Here is a 1,193-nt window from a genome sequence, read left to right on the forward strand (position 1 = left end):
GCCACTCGGGGAGCAATTCTGGACCTGCACGAAAAGCGACAATCGCCTGATTAATATTCCACTCGGTGTGATCTTTCGGCACTACGGCAGTCTTCCCAAGAGGGGGTCCAACAATATTGGTGAGAACGTCCCCCGGGGCGACCCTGGACTTCTTGAGCTTACCTTCATGAACTACTCGATCAACAAAAGTGGGACGGATCGAAAAATCAACCCCATTACGCTTGTCGATATTGTAAACCTTCAAAAAAGGAATTTCACCGAACCCGCTATGCATGAGGGATGCTTCTGGAGTCGATCCCGAGGTGATAAGCGGGCAGACTTCTCGCGCTACTCGCCACTTCCAACCATGAGGCAACGGAAGGAGGTCACCATAGGGGATCTTCCTACTTGATTGTGCTTGAATTTCTTGGACGCTCTCAGAACTCGATTCCTGATTGCGCCCCAAGACATACAGGTTGAGAAGGGCATCCCGCAACGACTGCCTCAACGCAATAGCCGAGGAAACAGCCGCCTCACCAGCCTCAATGTGGGCAAGCTGTTCGTCCAGCTTCGCGACGATTCGGTGCTGTTCAGACAGAGGCGGGACAGGAATTTCCAGACCTTCCAGGTAAGGCCGCGGAACTCGACGCTGCCCAACTGCACCAGCCATGTGCTGCTCAGCGACACGTCGCACGTTCCGCTGAAGGAGATAATGCGTCAGATACTCAGGAAGAACACCCCCAGCACTGCGAAGCACGTGAAACTCGGTACTTCCCAACGCTCGACCACCAATCAGGCCTTGCGCTTTAGCGATCTTCCCGTTCTCCATGCACGGCGTAATCTTCGCAAAGAGAACATCATCTTCCTGGAACCTGGTCAGGGACTTCTTCATGGCTGCCGCCGATGGCCCAGCCGGTCGAGAAGCCGCGCCGGAAGGAGAGCGTCACGTACGTCTGGCCCGTGGCGAAGGCGATCGCGCCGATGATGATCACCAGTACCGAGGGGATCAGGACGCCGAGGACCACACCGAGGAAGCCGCCGAAGGCGAGCAGCCGCCAGCGCAGCCGCGCCTTGTACTGCAGGAGCACCTCGCCCAGCAGCCACAGCGCCACTATGCCGAATGCGATGTAGAGGACCGTCCAGCCCACGCCCGCCCCCTCCTACGGCCACCGCCCCGGTCGGTGGCGGGTACGGCCGGTCACGACTGCTTGTGC

Annotated in this window: 1 protein-coding gene and 1 pseudogene; both read right to left on the reverse strand. The window is 58.2% G+C overall.

The features are described from left to right. Window positions 1-871 (reverse strand): restriction endonuclease subunit S (locus ABZ646_RS47000; RefSeq protein WP_360534024.1); only part of this gene is annotated, 871 nt, incomplete at its 3' end. Window position 872: 1 nt separating this feature from the next. Further along, a pseudogene (locus ABZ646_RS47005) lies at window positions 873-1,127 on the reverse strand (hypothetical protein); the annotation flags it as partial. Between the last annotated feature and the right edge of the window lie 66 nt (window positions 1,128-1,193).

It is taken from the genome of Streptomyces sp. NPDC007162 (genome assembly GCF_040634175.1).
Classification (GTDB): Bacteria; Actinomycetota; Actinomycetes; order Streptomycetales; family Streptomycetaceae; genus Streptomyces.